At 40.1% G+C, this 17,896-nt stretch carries 17 protein-coding genes; 3 read left to right on the top strand and 14 right to left on the bottom strand.

All coding sequences use genetic code 11. The features are described 5' to 3' along the window. Positions 1 to 24: 24 nt before the first annotated feature. Positions 25 to 2,007 (top strand): PTS fructose transporter subunit IIABC, encoded by a 1,983-nt coding sequence (locus tag VRHSUH09_RS05615; protein WP_105081634.1) that lies wholly within the window; start codon positions 25 to 27, stop codon positions 2,005 to 2,007. 112 nt (positions 2,008 to 2,119) lie between these two features. Here VRHSUH09_RS05615 and VRHSUH09_RS05620 read toward each other — a convergent pair whose 3' ends face one another. Together VRHSUH09_RS05620 and VRHSUH09_RS05625 are read right to left on the bottom strand one after the other, a co-directional pair. Then, the gene (locus tag VRHSUH09_RS05620) at positions 2,120 to 2,698 is read right to left on the bottom strand and encodes a hypothetical protein (protein ID WP_054748232.1); all 579 of its coding nucleotides are present in this window, start codon (positions 2,696 to 2,698) and stop codon (positions 2,120 to 2,122) included. Positions 2,699 to 2,706: 8 nt separating this feature from the next. After that, positions 2,707 to 3,291, bottom strand: a complete 585-nt coding sequence (locus VRHSUH09_RS05625; RefSeq protein WP_105081635.1) for a hypothetical protein — start codon at positions 3,289 to 3,291, stop codon at positions 2,707 to 2,709. A 292-nt stretch (positions 3,292 to 3,583) separates the two neighbouring features. On the opposite strand from VRHSUH09_RS05625, the gene VRHSUH09_RS10455 reads away from it, so the two are divergent. After that, the gene (locus VRHSUH09_RS10455; protein WP_174683239.1) at positions 3,584 to 6,856 is read left to right on the top strand and encodes a subtype B tannase; all 3,273 of its coding nucleotides are present in this window, start codon (positions 3,584 to 3,586) and stop codon (positions 6,854 to 6,856) included. A 179-nt stretch (positions 6,857 to 7,035) separates the two neighbouring features. Here the strand turns inward: VRHSUH09_RS10455 and cysK are convergent, their stop codons facing one another. The 12 genes from cysK to VRHSUH09_RS05690 form a co-directional block, all read right to left on the bottom strand. Further along, positions 7,036 to 7,971 (bottom strand): cysteine synthase A, encoded by a 936-nt coding sequence (gene cysK / locus VRHSUH09_RS05635; RefSeq protein WP_054748392.1) that lies wholly within the window; start codon positions 7,969 to 7,971, stop codon positions 7,036 to 7,038. A gap of 15 nt (positions 7,972 to 7,986) precedes the next feature. Beyond that, a complete protein-coding gene (locus VRHSUH09_RS05640; RefSeq protein ID WP_004698292.1) occupies positions 7,987 to 8,436 on the bottom strand; it encodes an RrF2 family transcriptional regulator in 450 nt (149 codons plus the stop codon). Positions 8,437 to 8,806: 370 nt separating this feature from the next. Beyond that, a complete protein-coding gene (gene ahpC / locus VRHSUH09_RS05645) occupies positions 8,807 to 9,370 on the bottom strand; it encodes an alkyl hydroperoxide reductase subunit C (RefSeq protein ID WP_009352518.1) in 564 nt (187 codons plus the stop codon). 189 nt (positions 9,371 to 9,559) lie between these two features. Continuing rightward, positions 9,560 to 9,775 (bottom strand): hypothetical protein, encoded by a 216-nt coding sequence (locus VRHSUH09_RS05650; protein ID WP_054748395.1) that lies wholly within the window; start codon positions 9,773 to 9,775, stop codon positions 9,560 to 9,562. Positions 9,776 to 9,784: 9 nt separating this feature from the next. Further along, complete coding sequence (locus VRHSUH09_RS05655) at positions 9,785 to 11,395, bottom strand: CTP synthase (protein ID WP_009352524.1); 1,611 nt, start codon at positions 11,393 to 11,395, stop codon at positions 9,785 to 9,787. Positions 11,396 to 11,410: 15 nt separating this feature from the next. Continuing rightward, positions 11,411 to 13,144 (bottom strand): arginine--tRNA ligase, encoded by a 1,734-nt coding sequence (argS, locus tag VRHSUH09_RS05660; protein WP_105081636.1) that lies wholly within the window; start codon positions 13,142 to 13,144, stop codon positions 11,411 to 11,413. Next, on the bottom strand, positions 13,110 to 13,568 hold the full coding sequence (locus VRHSUH09_RS05665; protein WP_105081637.1) for a YwiB family protein: 459 nt from the start codon (positions 13,566 to 13,568) through the stop codon (positions 13,110 to 13,112). The genes argS and VRHSUH09_RS05665 overlap by 35 nt, the downstream gene beginning before the upstream one ends. A 51-nt stretch (positions 13,569 to 13,619) precedes the next feature. Then, on the bottom strand, positions 13,620 to 13,901 hold the full coding sequence (locus tag VRHSUH09_RS05670) for a GIY-YIG nuclease family protein (protein WP_054748400.1): 282 nt from the start codon (positions 13,899 to 13,901) through the stop codon (positions 13,620 to 13,622). Next, positions 13,891 to 14,532, bottom strand: a complete 642-nt coding sequence (locus tag VRHSUH09_RS05675; protein WP_009352363.1) for a peptidylprolyl isomerase — start codon at positions 14,530 to 14,532, stop codon at positions 13,891 to 13,893. Before VRHSUH09_RS05675 ends, VRHSUH09_RS05670 begins: the two co-directional genes overlap by 11 nt. A gap of 249 nt (positions 14,533 to 14,781) precedes the next feature. Continuing rightward, positions 14,782 to 15,495 carry a hypothetical protein gene (locus VRHSUH09_RS05680; RefSeq protein ID WP_105081638.1) on the bottom strand — a complete coding sequence of 238 codons (714 nt, stop codon included), beginning with the start codon at positions 15,493 to 15,495 and terminating at the stop codon, positions 14,782 to 14,784. 78 nt (positions 15,496 to 15,573) lie between these two features. Then, positions 15,574 to 16,206: a hypothetical protein gene (locus tag VRHSUH09_RS05685; protein WP_105081639.1), complete on the bottom strand. Its 633-nt coding sequence runs from the start codon at positions 16,204 to 16,206 to the stop codon at positions 15,574 to 15,576. A 137-nt stretch (positions 16,207 to 16,343) separates the two neighbouring features. Further along, entirely contained in the window at positions 16,344 to 17,279 is a 936-nt protein-coding gene (locus tag VRHSUH09_RS05690; RefSeq protein ID WP_105081640.1) for a DUF3829 domain-containing protein, read from the bottom strand. 301 nt (positions 17,280 to 17,580) lie between these two features. Here VRHSUH09_RS05690 and VRHSUH09_RS05695 point away from each other — a divergent pair, with 301 nt between their 5' ends. After that, the gene (locus VRHSUH09_RS05695) at positions 17,581 to 17,886 is read left to right on the top strand and encodes a hypothetical protein (RefSeq protein ID WP_009352284.1); all 306 of its coding nucleotides are present in this window, start codon (positions 17,581 to 17,583) and stop codon (positions 17,884 to 17,886) included. Positions 17,887 to 17,896 lie beyond the last annotated feature (10 nt).

Consider the following 17,896-nt stretch of genomic DNA (forward strand, 5'->3'; position numbering starts at 1 on the left):
TTATTTGCATCAAGGAGTACACATATGCAAATCACTGATTTATTAAAACCTCAATCCGTCCTGCTAAATGCGGACCCTGTTACAAAGGCTGACGCTATTTATACCTTAGGGGAGTTAATGGAAAAAGGTGGCAACCTCATCGACAAAGGTGAGTACTTAGCAGCCGTTTTTGCTCGCGAAGAATCTGGTTCTACCGGCCTTGGTGACGGCATCGCTACACCACATGCCAAATCCGCAGGCGTAAAAGAAGCAGGCCTAGCAGCTATGGTTGTGCCTCACGGCGTAGACTTCGAAGCACTCGACGGTCAACCATCTCGTTTATTCTTCATGATCGCAGCTCCAGAAGGCGCAGCTGACACTCATGTAGAGGTATTGAGTCAATTAGCTATGATGGTTATCGACCCTGATTTCAAAGAAGCCCTCATCGCTGCTCCTACTGTAGAACGTTTCTTGGAACTCATAACAGCTAAAGAGCAAGGTAACTTTGACCCATCCGTTGAAGGATATATCAAACAGCCAGAATCTCAAGAGACTCCAAGTGTTACCGATGCTATCGAAGCTAAAGCTACGGAAGCTATCGAAAAAGTGGCCCCTAAGATTTCTGTAGATAACCCGCACTACGATGTATTGGCTGTAACTGGTTGCCCTACTGGTATTGCTCATACCTACATGGCTGCTGAATCTTTAGAACGAAAAGCGAAAGAAATGGGCATTTCCTTAAAGGTTGAGAAAAATGGTGCTTCTGGTGTTAAAGATGCTCTTACAGCAGAAGAAATCGCTCATGCTAAATGCATCATCGTCGCTTCTGACCGTCAAGTAGAAATGGCGCGCTTTAACGGCAAACCTATGATTCAAACGAAGGTTGCGAACGGTATCAATAAAGCAGAAGAGCTTTTAACAGAAGCCATGGCTGGCACAGCAGCTGTATACCAAGCATCTGCAGCAGACCGTGAAGCTGCTGAAATCGCTGCTAGCGCATCTGACAGCGTAGGTCGTCAAATCTACAAACACTTGATGAATGGTGTATCTCACATGTTGCCATTCGTTATTGGTGGCGGTATCTTGATTGCCCTTGCATTCCTATTCGATATATTCGATCCTGCGAATCCTAAAAACTTCGGTTCTGGTACACCTTTATCTGCGTTCTTAATGCAAATCGGTGGTGCATCCTTTGGCTTCATGTTGCCAGTATTAGCTGGTTACATTGCTATGAGTATTGCTGACCGCCCAGGTCTTGTAGCTGGTTTCGTTGGTGGCTTATTGGCTAACCAAGGTGGCTCTGGTTTCCTTGGCGCATTAATCGCCGGCTTTGCAGCAGGTTATTTAGTATTATTAGTTAAAAAATTAGTATCTGGTTTACCTCAAGCGTTAGAAGGTACAAAACCAGTTCTCTTCTATCCTGTACTTGGTGTATTGTTCATAGGTCTTGCCATTACCTTCGTAATCAACCCTCCTGTATCTGCACTTAACCACTGGTTAATGGACTCCTTGCAATCTATGGGTACTACTAGCCGCGTATTGTTAGGTCTCATCTTTGGTGCTATGATGTCCGTTGATATGGGTGGTCCTGTAAACAAAGCCGCTTACGTTATCGGCACTGGCGCCCTAGCTACTGGTGAATATGGTATCATGGCCGCTGTAATGGCAGGCGGTATGGTTCCTCCGTTGGCTATCGCTCTTTGTACTACATTCTTCCCTAGCCGCTTCACAGAAGCAGAACGCAAATCTGGTATCACAAACTATATTATGGGTCTTTCCTTCATCACAGAAGGTGCTATCCCATTTGCAGCGGCTGATCCAGTTCGCGTATTGCCAGCTTGCATCATCGGTGCTGGTACAGCTGGTGCGTTGTCCATGTTCTTCGAATGTACACTACGCGCTCCTCACGGCGGTATCTTCGTAGTACCAACAATCGGTAACCCACTCCTATACCTTGCATCCATCGCAATCGGTTCCGTTGTGGCTTGCTTCATCTTGGCACTTGTAAAACCAAGCTTGAAAAAATAATTGTGAAAGCTAGTATAATACTAGTACATACGACAAAAACATACATATGCTAAATAAGTACATATAGCAAAAGGACTAGAACACTAACGTTCTAGTCCTTTTCTTATATAAACTATCGACTTACATCATCATAAAATATGCCAAATACTTTCTTAAAAACTCGGTTTGCAACGTGATAGCTTTCAAAATCAAAGTCTGTAGGTGTTAAAAATGTAACATGCTCATATCCTTTATAACCTGGTTGTGTAGGTTTACTTTCCCCATTAAGAGTATAATCCTGTTGCGCCTTAACAGTCCCTACAATACCAGATTCATCCATTTTAAGATTCCATATATCATTTAAGCTAAAATCAGGAAATCGTTGTGTAAACTCCGGCATTCTTGCTACTAAATTAGCAAAGGAATACGTTAGATTATAGTCATACCGAATTGTGTATTCCCGAATCAAATCAGAAGACGGTAATACAACGTATATTTTAGTCTCTATACTTTTTGTACGTGCATCGGTAGATATATCTCGAAGTGTGCTCAACTCAATATATTTACCATCTCCACCACCTGTGTCACCTTTAGAAATGATATGTTCAAAACGACTGGTATCTTGTAGTTCAGCATTAGAAATAGCTTTTACAGAATTAAAAGAAATACACAAAACACATAGTAGTGCCATAAAAAATAAAAAACGTTTCATAAGGCACCTCATTTCACCACAATATCATCAAAATGCTGCTGATATGCAACGACAAACATGGCATCTGCTATAGCAAAGAGATCTTGATCGGAACGACTACGATCTAAAGGTCGTAATTGGTGCACTAAAGGAACTGTACTACTAACCTCAGTACCATCCCCATTAAATCGCTTCACCTCTCGTAAGTCAATTTGTATACCAGAATCATCTTGTGCTGCCTTTATAACCGCATACATAGATGGGGATGGCTGTGCTATTTGACTAGCGTGAATTAAAGAACCTAGTGAATAATTAGTATTATATGTGGCCGTTACTTCATATTCAGTAATAAACGTACCACGAGTATATGTATAAACAGTGTAAAAAGTACCTTTTAATTTATAATGTGGCGCTGCGTATTCTAGTGCTTCTACAGAGTAAGTGTTTAAATAGTTTATTAGCCTATCCTTTGGATAAGTACCTTGATAGGAATCGGTTTTTTGATATACATTTTTAAACTGTGGTGATCCATTTAATTCATTAATCGATATAGCCTGTGTCTGTACGGTGAAAGCACTTAGCACCATACAGGCTAATAAGAATTTTCTAAACATATTCTCTCCTTTATCAACAAAACTCAGCTAAATTACCAAAAGCATATCATATTTTATGGAAAGATGTATACAGAAGAAAACGCCTCTTCTAATTATTAAAGACAAAGTTTAATATTCCATGTACTTTAAAATTAATTATACTTTTCTAATTTCACCTTCTTTACATCCATCTATTATTCATCTATATTTTCACAAATTGTACAAATATATCGATTTATGTTAAACTATATAAATATAAATAAATTTTAAAATTATAAATTATTTTTTTCAATTCTAGTTCGGAGAGTAATTCATGAAATCATCTAGGAAATGTAAGGTCACTGCCGCATTTTTTGCAGCAGCAGCGTTGGGTGGTGTTGCCCACGCAGCCCCTACCCTCAACATGAATGATTTAGTAGGTTCGAACACTACCACTGAATCAACGACTCAAGCCACTACAAATGTAGGGACCCCAGTCGTACGACCTGTAGTAACCCAACCTACCCAACCAATTACACAAACAACTGTTGTCACTCAACAACAAGCACCCATAAGACCTGCACAGGTACAACAAACTGTAACAACGCAAGCGCCTCCAATGGTAACACCTTTGATTCCTCGTGTACGTCCAGTACCAGTAACAGATACTGCAAAAGCTTTGTCTCAGCAGCATATGACGGTTTCTCAACCACAATACGTTGTTAATAAACAAACTAACACTGTTATGGAGCCAACATTGGCTATGCATAGCTTGATGAATGTACAACGGAAAACAGAACCTGTAACTGTACAAAAACAAGTAGATGGCAAACAACAAATTCAAACTACACAAGTACAACGTACGCCTGTAGTTGTGCAAGAACAATCTACTATGCCCTTAACAGTTGCTAATACAACAACTACTAAACCCGTGGTAGCTAAACAAAAATTGACTATCCGCGATATTCAACGTGCTGAACGTGAAAGAATCGCTCAATTAGAAGCAGAAGAAGCAGCTAAACAAAGTGGCGTAGTGCAAGTTGATCAACAAATGGTTGCTCAAAAGCAAGCCGAGGCTCAACGTCAAGCAGCAATTCTCGGTGAACAACAACGTCAAATGGCGTTGCAAGCTGAGCAACAACGTATCGCTGCCGAGCAAGCTGAGGCTCAACGCCAGGCGGCTCTAAGAGCGGAGCAAGAGCGTATTGCAGCTCAACAAGCAGAGCAACAACGTCTTGCCGCTGAGCAAGCTGAAGCGCAACGCCAAGCGGTATTAAGAGCGGAGCAAGAACGTATTGCAGCTCAACAAGCAGAACAACAACGTATTGCTGCTGAACAAGCTGAAGCGCAGCGCCAAGCAGCTCTAAAAGTAGAACAAGAACGAATCGCGGCTGAGCAAGCTGAAGCGCAACGCCAAGCGGCCCTAAAAGCAGAACAAGAGCGTATCGCAGCTGAGCAAGCCGAAGCTCAACGCCAAGCAGCTCTAAAAGCAGAACAAGAACGTATTGCAGCTCAACAAGCAGAACAACAACGTATTGCGGCTGAGCAAGCTGAGGCACAACGCCAAGCGGCTTTAAAAGCGGAACGTGAACGTATCCTTGCTCAACAAGCTGAGGAGGAACGTTTAGCTGCTGAAGAAGCTGCGCGTCAACGTGCAGAAGCTGCCGCTAAAGCTGAGGCAGAACGCCAAGCGGCCCTAAAAGCAGAACAAGAGCGTATCGCTGCTCAACAGGCTGAACAACAACGTATCGCAGCTGAGCAAGCTGAAGCTCAACGCCAAGCAGCCCTAAAAGCAGAACAAGAGCGTATCGCGGCTGAGCAAGCTAAAGCTGAACGTGAAGCTGCTATCAAAGCAGAACAAGAACGTATCGCAGCCCAACAAGCAGAAATTGCAAGACAAGCTGCGATCAAAGAAGAACAAGAACGTTTAGCTGCTGAGCAATTAGCAAAAGAAGAAGCGGAAGCTGCTGCTAAGGCTCAAGCTGAAGCTGAAGCAAAAGCTAAAGCCGAGGCTGAAGCTAAGGCTAAAGCACAAGCTGAGGCTGAAGCCGCTGCTAAAGCTCAAGCTGAGGCTGAAGAAAAAGCTAAAGTCGAAGCTAATGTTCAAGAAAGCAAATTGCCTCAATCCTATGTAGATGCTCGTAATGAGGCATCCACTAAAGGATCTGCTGTAGTAGAAGAGAAAGATATTCTTTCCCAACCAATGGAGCCACCATTGCAAGCCGATGCATCTTCAAAGATTAGCCTTGCCTTCGACGTGAAAAATTACGAATCTATGTCTACAACAGTAGATAATAAGGAAATCAAATATCGCGCCTTCGAATATATCCCTTACGTGGCTAATCCTATCGATATCGATCAACAGTACATGAACATTTATGTACCAGAAGAATACTTCAACAACGGTACTGTAAATGGTTACAATACACAAACAGCCCCTATCTTCATGCCAAATACGGTAGGTGGTTACATGCCAAGCCAAGCTATGACTCCAAAAGTAGAAAATGGCAAACCTAACAGTGTTGTATATGCATTAGCACGTGGTTACGTAGTAGCCTCCCCAGCTACACGTGGCCGTACAAACAAAGCCTCCGACGGCAACTTCATCGGCAAAGCACCAGCAGTAATCGTTGACTTACAAGCAGCTACGGCATACTTGCATGCAAACGATTCCACTATGCCAGGTAATGCAAATCGCATTATCACCAATGGTACAAGTGCTGGCGGTGCGGTATCCTTGTTACAAGGCGCTGCAGGCAACAGCTCCGACTTCCAACCATATTTACAAGCATTAGGTGCGGCTACAGCGGCAACGAATGTATATGCAGTTTCTGCGTACGCCCCTATCACTAACCTTGATGCGGCAGATATGGCTTATGAATGGAGCTATAATGGTGTTACCTCCTCCAACAAAGTATCCATGAGTCATGATGATATGGCTTACTCCAATTTGCTTAAGGAACACTTCCCTGAATACGTAAATAACTTACAATTACATGACTCTGTAGGTCGTGTGTTGAAATTAGATAAGAATGGTAATGGTACTTTCAAAAACTATGTGAAAGAATTTATCGTTGCAGCCGCTAATAAGGCACAAGCTAAAGGTACTGATTTATCTAAACATACATATCTTGTACGTGATAATAAAACCGGTACTATCAAAGATATTAACTGGGAAGCTTATAACCAATTTGTAAGTCGCTCTAAAGCACCAGGTGCATTCGATTCCCGATCTAATGACTCTGGCGAGAACAACTTATTCGGTACAAGTACAACAGATAATAATCACTTTACAATTACTGCAGCTTTACACGATACAACCTCTAATCCAGAGGCATATGTACAAAATGCTAAAGTCGTTACTATGATGAACCCAATGAACTATCTCGGCTCTCCAGCAGCGACAAATGCTCAATTCTATCGCATCCGCTACGGTACAGCTGATAGCAATACATCTGTAGCAATTCCATTGATCGTTGGTACCCGCGCTCAAAACCTTGGGTATAAAGTAGATATGGCTACACCATTTGATGTAAACCATTCTGGTGACTACGATCTAGATGAATTATTCAACTGGATAGACAATATCGTTAAGAACGGTAGATAATTACAATTAAATACATACCATAACATAAAAGGAGCTACCTAATAGCTCCTTTTTCTTTATGTTAAATTAAATATCCCTAACATAAACTTCCACTATGTTAAGCACGAAAAAGCCCCTCAAAACGAGGGGCTTTGCTATATTAGGAAAGCATATTCAATACTTTCACCAATCATATTCTATTACACTTCAGGGAATAAAGCTGTAGACAAGTAGCGTTCACCTGTATCAGGAAGAATTACTACGATGTTTTTACCTTTATTTTCAGGGCGTTTTGCCAACTCTTGAGCAGCCCAAAGAGCTGCACCAGAGGAAATACCTACCAATACGCCTTCTGTATGACCAAATGCTTGAGATGTAGCGAATGCATCTTCGTTAGTTACTTGGATTACTTCATCATAAATGTTAGTATCCAAAGTATCAGGAATGAAGCCAGCGCCTAAGCCTTGGATTTTATGAGGGCCTGATTTGCCGTTAGACAATACTGGGGAATCAGTTGGTTCCACAGCCACAATTTTAACATCTGGGTTTTGTTCTTTTAAATAACGACCTGCACCTGTTAAAGTACCACCTGTACCAACACCTGCTACATAGATATCTACTGCACCATCTGTATCTTGCCAGATTTCAGGACCTGTAGTTCTGTAGTGAATTGTAGGGTTAGCTTGGTTTACGAATTGACCGGCTTCGATGGCACCAGCAGTAGCTGTTACGATTTCTTTAGCCTTTGCAATAGCACCTTTCATACCAAGAGAGCCATCAGTCAATACAAGTTGAGCACCATAGCCAAGCATCAATTTACGGCGTTCAACGGACATTGTTTCAGGCATTACAATAACTACTTTATAGCCAAGTGCTGCACCAACAGCAGATAAGCCAATACCTGTGTTACCAGATGTAGCTTCTACGATTGTACCACCTGGTTGTAATTCACCAGACTCAACAGCTGCTTGAATGATCGCTGCTGCGATACGGTCTTTAACAGAGCCACCTGGATTGAAGTATTCTAATTTAGCGAAGATATTAGCATCTGCACCAAATTTAGCACCAAAACGAGTAGCCGCCAATAGCGGTGTTTTACCAATTAATTCAACAAAAGATTTTGCAATTTTAGACATAGTGGTCACTCCTTATTAAATCGAACCATCCCAATTATCATATTTTGTATCAAGTTTAGCGTAAGTTCCATCAATTACATCTTGAAGAGTTACGTTTTCTAAATAATCATGAATATAGTTTTGTAATCCTGCCCAGAAACCAACAGTGCGTTCGTTGATTACCGTATCAGTACTCACCCCTTCATCAAGGGTGGAAATGATAGCCATAGATTCTTCTGTGGCAAGCAAAATTTCAATAATTGTGTACTCTTTAGGGCTTTTAGACAATCGATAGCCGCCGTATTTACCACGAATGCTATCCACTAGGTTTGCAGCACCCAAACGAGCTACGATACCTTCTAGGTATTTTTCAGAAATGCCTTGTCGTTCTGCCACAGATCGCAAAGATACTGGTTTATCTTGACCTTGCTCTGCTAAATCAATGAGAACCATCAATGCATAACGACCCTTTGTGGAAATCCTCATATATGTTGCCTCTCTTTGTAAAAGTTAGTGCGCTAACACACCCCATGTTATAAAGCACTTGTTATATTATTTTTATAAAACCTTGTATATCACTAGGAATTAATTTCATTATAGACCACTCATAACAAAAAAGCAAGAACTTATTTCCTACTTTTGCAAAGGGATATAAACAACACAAAAGGACCAGCCCGAAGGCCAGTCCTTTTGCGTATAGTTTGTAGTTTGTTATATGAGGTTTACCATGATGAATTGGAGAGGGTTCATCTGGTATTGGGACTTACCGTATCGTTAGGAAAACGATGCGCGCCCGTGTTCTTGTCATTTGAGGAGTTGTCTAGATTACTCTAGCACTTAAGTATAGGTTTCTAAATTAGATTTTACCTACAAGATCAAGACCTGGTTTTAAAGTGTCTTTACCTGGTTTCCAACGTGCAGGGCACACTTGGTCGCCATGTTTAGCTACGAATTGAGCAGCTTGTACTTTACGAACCAATTCTTCAGCGGAACGACCGATACCCATATCATGGATTTCAGCTGTACGTACGAAGCCTTCTGGGTCTACTACGAAAGTACCACGGTAAGCCATAGCAGATTCTTCTTGGAATACATCGAAGAAATCAGCTAATTCATGTTTTTTGTCAGCTAACATGTAGTACTCGATTTTATTGATAGTTGGAGAAGCATCGGACCATGCTTTGTGAACGAATTCGGAGTCACAAGATACAGAGTAAACTTCGCAACCCAATTCTTTCAACTCAGCATAGGAATTTTGTACGTCTTCCAATTCAGTAGGACACACAAATGTGAAATCTGCTGGATAGAATACGAATACAGACCATTTACCCAACACGTCTGCAGTGCTTACTTTTACCAATTCAGGTTTTTTGAAAGCATCAAGTGTAAATTCAGGAAGTTGTTTACCAATAATAGACATGTTATGTCCTCCTTGTGTGAGTATCAAATTGTAATGATTATATTTGTATTGGTGCACTTAACACCATCGGTATATCTATCTTTGTCTATATAATAACAAATATCATTCAATATTGCAAGTGTTATTTTTAAATTTATCGATATATTTTTTCAATATTTTTCGATGTAAATAAAAAAAGAAGAAAGATGCTCATTTCTGAGCATCTTTCTTCTTTTTACGTACTACAATAGATTTACTACTTATAGTAGAATGATCAAAAGCGATTAAACCCGCTATATTAGCAAGCCCTCTCCGTGCTATGTGACCAGTTGTAGATTGTTCTTTTCCCGATTTACCATATACAAACTGCTCTAGTTTGAGTGCAGCTAATATAAATATATCTATAATAGATAAAAGAGATCCCATGGCTCTACTCTATTTTTTTAGTTCTAAGATCGCATCTACTAAACCGCGGAATAATGGATGTGCATTATTTGGACGGGATTTAAGTTCTGGATGCGCTTGTGTACCGATGAAGAATGGATGATTTTTCACTTCTACACTTTCCACAAGTCGACCATCTGGAGATGTACCAGAGATAACAAGACCAGCATCAGTCAATTGTTGACGGTATTCATTGTTGAACTCATAACGGTGACGATGACGTTCATAGATAAGGTCTTCCCCATATACTTCACGAGTTTTTGTACCCGCTTCTACTTTACATGGGTAAATACCAAGGCGCATTGTGCCGCCTTTTTTATCTACGTCAACTTGGTCACTCATCAAGTCGATCACTTTATATTTAGCATTTTCATCGAATTCGCTAGAAGTGGCACCTTCCATACCGCATACGTTACGAGCAAATTCCATTACTGCAGTTTGCATGCCAAGGCATAAACCAAGATATGGAATATTGTTTTCACGAGCGTATTGGATTGTGCGGATTTTACCTTCTACACCACGAGAGCCAAATCCACCAGGTACGATGATACCTTCAACACCATCAAATACCTCTTTAGGATCTATAGATGTATCATCAAGTTCTTCGGAGTCAATCCAACGAATATTCACTTTAGTACCCGTAGCAATACCAGCATGATCTAGAGCTTCAACTACGGATAAATACGCATCATGTAATGCTACATATTTACCAACGATAGCCACTGTAATATCTTTGCTTGGATTCAAGATTTTGTGAACCATTTCTTTCCATGCAGTCATATCGCAAGGGCGTTCTTCAAGACCTAATTTTTTGATAACGATGTCATCAAGACCTTGGTCTTGCATCATCAATGGTACTTCATAGATGGAGCTGCAAGTTTTGTTTTCAATAACTGCTTCTGGTTCTACGTCGCAGAACAAAGCAAGTTTTTCTTTCATTTCATCAGAAATGTGTTTTTCACTACGGCATACCAAGATATCTGGTTGAATACCGATACTGCGCAATTCTTTTACGCTATGTTGTGTAGGTTTTGTTTTCAACTCGCCTGCTGCATTGATGTATGGTACCAATGTAACGTGAATGTACAGTACGTCGTTACGACCTACTTCTTTTTTCACTTGGCGGATAGCTTCCATGAACGGCAAGCTTTCAATATCGCCTACTGTACCGCCGATTTCAGTGATAACTACATCAGCGTTATCCTCTTTACCTACGCGGTATACATTTTGTTTAATTTCATTTGTAATATGTGGAATTACTTGTACAGTGCTGCCCAAGTAGTCACCTTTACGTTCTTTATTAATTACAGACCAGTACACTTTACCAGCTGTAATGTTGGAACGTTTACTAAGGTTAATATCGATGAAGCGTTCATAATGGCCTAAATCAAGGTCAGTTTCAGCTCCGTCATCTGTTACGAATACTTCACCATGTTGGTAAGGGCTCATCGTACCAGGGTCAATATTAATGTATGGGTCAAATTTTTGAATCGTTACATTGAAACCGCGGTTTTTAAGCAAGCGACCCAAGGATGCTGCTGTAATCCCTTTACCAAGAGAAGAAACAACGCCGCCAGTTACGAAAATATACTTAGTTGCCATGATGCCTCCCACCTATTACATTTTTTCCGGAGCGGAAATACCTAAAATACCCAAGCCTTGACGAAGTACGAGGGCAATCGCTGTGATTAATCCTAGACGAGCTTGTTGCAACGCTGGATCTACGCCAATGATACGACCTTGACGATAGAAGGAGTGGAACATGCTTGCCAAATCGTATAAGTAACGAGCAATACGATGTGGTGCACGATGTTCAGCAGATTGAACTACCTCTTCTGGATATTCAGCTAATTTCTTAATTAATTCTAATTCCATTTCGCTTGTAAGCGTTGTGAAATCAGTTTCACTATAATCGCCAAATGCGATGCCAGCTTCACGCACTTGGTTGTAAATGCTGTGAATACGAGCATGAGCATATTGGATATAATACACTGGATTATCATTGCTACGAGATTTCGCCAAGTTAATATCGAAATCAAGTTGGCTATCTAAGGAACGCATCAAGAAGAAATAACGAGATGCATCTACGCCTACTTCATCAATCAACTCATCCAATGTAACGCTATCGCCACTACGTTTAGATAATTTAACGAGTTCTCCATCACGGAACAATGCTACCATTTGTAATAACAATATAGTTAATTGGTCTGGATCATAACCAAAAGCGGCCATAGCAGCTTTTACACGGCATACATAACCATGATGGTCAGCGCCCCAAATATCAATCATTTCTTTGAATCCACGATCATATTTGCTGCGGTGATATGCAATATCTGCCGCCAAGTATGTAGGAACGCCATTATCACGAATAACAACGCGGTCTTTATCGTCACCATAATCAGTGGATTTCAACCACAAAGCGCCGTTTTTTTCGTATACTTTGCCAAGAACCTTCAACGCCTCTATAGAGTGATGAATTTCCTCAGTTTCGTGAACAGTACGCTCAGAGAACCAATTATCAAAAGTAACGCGGAAGTTTCTCAATGTCTCCTCTAGGCAAGCTAGTTTTTCTTTAAGACCTTCCTCTTTAAACAAGGCAATACGATCTGCTTCGTTCATAGCATTCAATTTATCAAAGCCTTCGCGTTCAGCAATAGCTTTTGCAGTCTCGATAATATCAGGACCACGGTAACCATTTTCAGGGAACACAAGAGCCCCTTCTGGAATATCGAATTCCGGCATGGAACCATCTTCGTTGCGCTTAGGTGGGAACACTAATGTCGCACCTTGCAACTCTTGGAAACGGTACTCAATGGAGATAGCCATATTATCGATTTGGTTACCCGCATCATTGATATAGTACTCAGACTGTACATTGTAACCTGCTGCACGCAACAAGTTTACAAGTGCACTACCATACGCAGCACCACGACCATGACCTACATGCAACGGGCCTGTTGGGTTCGCACTTACGTACTCTACTTGAATCGTATCACGTGCACGCAATGGTTGAACACCATACTGATCGCCAGCATGTAAAATGGCTTTCAACGTATCGTACACCATATCAGATTTCAAGAAAAAGTTGATGAAACCTGCACCAGCAACCTCAGCACGTTCGAGCCAATCAAAATTCATATGGCTAATCAAAGCCTCTGCAATAGCACGAGGGTTTTGACGGGCTACACGAGCGGATTGCATAGCGATATTTGTAGAAAAATCACCGAATTCTTTTTGAGGTGGCACTTCGAGAACGATTTCTGGATATTCCCCAGCTGGTAAACCACCGCTGTTAATCGTATCTTGTAATGCCTGTTCAATCCCCGATTTCAGGATTTCCTTCATTTCCATGCTCTATATCCTCCCGCACGTCTATATCTAACTGATTATAAAATTGCCATTCACCTTCGACGGAAATGTCATATCCTAAATGAACATGACCTACGCCTTCGTGAAAGTCTACTGTTAATTCATGAGTGTTCACGGCCATGTGTAAATCACCATACGGTGTTTCATACACGGATTCGCGCTCTTCACCACGGACGTATTGATGACGCATATTCACAGCCCCTGTTCGGAGCAATACAATTGAGTCATCATGGATTTTAATGGTCGTCTTTACCCCATCTAAACCAGTCACACTGGATTCTTCGTAACGCACATACTGGGCATTGCCCTTTTCATGTGATGTACCTGGGGAAATCAATTCCACTACGGTATCCTTGCCGTCCATATCTCGTTGTACACTCTTTACGGACACTAGAACCCGCTTCATTTTCAACCTCCATGGTAGTAATCAATCATCATATTATACCATAATTAAGGACTATTTTGCACCCTTAATGAGCCTCAACTTCTTAGTCTTTGTCATCTGTTTAATGGCATATTCCCTACGTTGAGCCTCATGTTTATGGTGAAAGCTTTCAGCATACACCAAGGTCACAGGACGTCGCCCTCTCGTATACTTAGCACCGCCTGGAATAAGCCCATTATGAGCCTCTATACGGCGCTCAAGATCTGTAGTCCATCCACAGTACAAGGAATCATCAGAACAACGCACTAAATACACATAGTGTCGTTCTTCAGACTTATCCTCCTTATTTGCCATTTTTCGCATCATCAGTAATTGGTTCCAATGTAATGGTATTAATGATTACTGGTTCTACAGGCTTATCGTTGCGGCCAGTTTTTACTTTGCCGATTTTTTCAACTACATCCATACCTTGTACTACAGTGCCAAAGATAGTGTGTTTATTATCTAGCCAATCTGTAGGACCTAAGGTAATGAAGAATTGGGAACCACCAGTGTTCGGACCACGGTTAGCCATGGCAAGAACGCCCATTTTGTTGAAATGCAAGTCATTAGAGAATTCATCAGGAATTGTATAGCCTGGACCGCCAGCACCTGTGCCATCTGGATCCCCGCCTTGAATCATAAATCCTTCGATAACGCGGTGGAATGTAACACCGTTATAGAAGCCTTTTTTTACTAGATAATCAAAATTCTTAACCGTAATCGGTGCTTTAGAACCTAATAAACGAACTTTGAATTGACCATAATTTGTATCAAAAATAGCGTATTCATCAGCAATTGGCGCGTTAGAGAAGTTAGGCATAGCTACCGTTTCTGCTTTCACAGTATTCCCTTGTGGTTGTTCCCCACTTTTTGTACCACATGCCGCTGTACCAAGCATTGTAATCCCTAACAGTGCGCATAAAGCCAAGCGTTTCCAGTTCATAGTTCCCCCAAAAGATATATCATCTATACTAACATGTATGTAAAATTCACATAGAAAAGCCGCTCAACCCGTGAGCGGCTCTTTTTTAGTATATCATATTACACTCGTATTGAAAGCCAAAATATTCTAAAAAATCATTAAATTTTACTAGAATATTTTGACCTATACAATATCTCTACCATATAGATTAATAACAAACTTAGTTAATAGGGCATTTCAATACATAGCGAAGCAACATACATTCAATATTTATTTAATAAGATTTTTGCGGTCTTTACTACCTTTAGGTTTTACCTTTAACTTGATAGCCTTGCCAGTTTCATCATAAGTAGCTTCAATGATTTTGTCGCTTTCCAAGCCGCCGCCCTCAGAGTCAATTTGATTTACAAAGTAGAGGAATTTTTGACTTTTCGGCCCCCAACCCATACCGGCTTTTGTAATGAAACCTGTATAAGTATCTTTCAACTCAGGATTGGATTGACCTTCTTTTTTGAAGCTTTCAATAACAGTTGCCATCATATCTGGATTTAGATTGTCGATGGAGTAGAATGTTTGCGCAATATCGTTCTTGCCGGGACCAACTACGTCAACAGGCGCGCCATCAGACCAAGTTTGCTTTTCAAAATCATATTGGTAACGTAACAACTCAGTGGTCCCTGGTTTTACTACGTCAATCTTAAAGGTCTTTTGATCAAAAGTCATGTCCCCAGAGACTTGAATTGGGGCAGTTTTTAATTCGCCTCGTTCTTTCAACTTATTAATTGCAGTTTTCCAAGTATCTGCTTTAGATATTTTATCTGTAAGAGCTACATTATTGGAACGATCCTGTGCCAACGCCTCTTGCTGCGCCTTTTCAAATCTAGCTTGTTTATCCTCTTTAGACTCACCACAGCCAGCTACAACGAATAAACTCATTGATAATACACCGGCCATCAAGCAACGAGCCCACAATTTCTTATTCATAATTATCTCCTTAACACACAAAAAGATTGTACTCATAACATATAAATAGATAATAAATAAACTACTTATTTAAACAGTTTATTCCCCTAAATACTCTTTATATAACTTAGGATACGCTTCCTTAAATTCCTTTGGTCGATAAATTTTTCCGAATACCAATGCATCGGGATTCCCCTTCTCGTTAGGATCTCGTTCATTGACATAAACTACTTCTTCAAAAGGCTCATCAAGACCATAACGGAATGGATATTTCCCTCGACGAGCGATATAGATATCAGAACGCGTCGTCATAGGACCTACATATACATCATTCCCAATAGATGTGGTTACTTCACCATGTTGAACATTACCAACCTTGCCTTCCCCATATTGAACATACCAAATAGCATATGTCGTTTCCGTGGGATTCAAAATGGACTTCATATCATATTGAGAAACCGTAAAGGTTTTTGTTTCACCTTTCGGTGTAACCAATGTATGAGAGCCCTCTTTCAAGTCGATTTCCTTCACACTATGGGCATCCACAGTATAACTTGTGCCATCCAATGTGAAAGTAACACTAGCATCGGTAGGATTATCTACATAGGTAGTGCCTTTATAAATAATTTCATCTAACACGGATTTAAAAGCTTGATATCTACCGCAACCGGTAATAAGCAACAAAGACATTAATAACGTAAAAATGCCAAACAATTTCACGAACCGTTTCATTGGCTCTCCTCATATACAAATTAGTTTTTACTTTACAAATCATAATTATGGAGAAGTATGTACTGCCATTAAGCCGTATACTTCATACTATAAAGAGAGTCTCTCGTAAAACGAGAGGCTCTCTTATAAAAGCGATATTATTTTTTCTTTTCGTCGAAGGAATCTGGTTTAATGCGGTTGTACACATCAATGTAGTGGTTAAAGCTTTGAACCATACGATTTAGATTGCGATCTTGATATTTATCGTTAGGATCAGCCATAACTTGACGAATAGCACCAACAGTATCATTGAAGTTACGAACTAAAGATTCTTTATAGGAGTCTTTTGTGTCTATACCATTAAGCAACGCTTGAATTTCGCCAATTTCTTTTTCTACACCAGCTTTATCAGGATTGCTTTGTGTCGCTTCTACTTTATCAACTAAATCTGTTAAACGAAGAGTCGCTTCCATTGCTGCAGCATAGTTTTTGTAGCCATCTTTTTTCATTTTTTCAAGATTCTTTTTAGTTTGCTCTTTATTTGCTGCTTTTACTGCATCGCCTAATTTACCATAAGCAGCATTAAATTTTTCTACAGCTGCTACGTATTTAGCTGCTAGCTCATTACCCTTAGCCTTGCCATCGTTTAAATATGCCTTGGAGTCACTATAAGACGCAAGTTCTTTAGAAATTGGCACTAATTCATCTAATGCAGCTAATACATTATCGCGCTCGGTATCAACTTCTTTGTATGTATTGCCTATTTCTTTACTTTTCTTCAAACCATTTTGTAGGCTATCATATTTAGGTTGTGTGTTAATAGCATGCTCATCGAAACCAGCTTTCAATTTAGCAAGATTTTCAGCATGTTGTTGGCCCCAAGTTGTGTTGTTACCGTTAAACTTATTTGTAGCATCAATAATTTCATTAAAAGCTTTAGATACTTTTTCATCAGACTTAGTATCTGTAGCAGAAGATACTGCAGAAGATACAGTGTCAGCTGCCTTTTCACTACCGCAACCAGAAACGAATAAACCTGCTGTTAAAGCACCTACACACAATAAGGTGGAAATTAACTTACGTTTAGAGCTCATAATCATTCTCCTATACAAACATAACAGTATAATTATCTTTTATTATACCAACTTATAAAACGATTTCCCATGAATTAAGGGTGAATTTCATTATGCCTCCATGCAAAAAATGCAAATAAACATATTTTTAATATGATAATATTCCAATTTTGCAAATTATAGCCAATATACTTGACTGCAACTCTCAAAACAATGTATATAATTCGTTATGTACTTATTTTTATGCGGCCATATATGAGAGAGAATACTTTATTACTGATAATCATTATGCTGCTATAGTTATTGTTAAAGGAGAGAAACTATGGACGATATTTTATCACTCTTGACCTTTATTTTCTTCTACACCATTTTTAGTTGTATTTTTACGTTCTTCTTAATCTTAATGGTTCGTGCCATTATGCGTCGTTCTCTACGTCGTGAACAAACTACAGAAAAGGTACTACGTAATACATTTAATGCAGTAAAAACAATGTATTTTGTTATTTTCCTACTCTTTAGTGGCATTCCTGGCGCTATTATGTACTGGTTGAAATTCCGTACGCCTATGATGGAAGAAGTTCGCCAAAACATGATCCAACGCGGTTACGATGTAAGCGATTTAAAATAGAATTAACAAA

This window comes from Veillonella rogosae JCM 15642 (assembly GCF_002959775.1).
In the GTDB taxonomy this organism is placed as follows: Bacteria; Bacillota; Negativicutes; order Veillonellales; family Veillonellaceae; genus Veillonella; species Veillonella rogosae.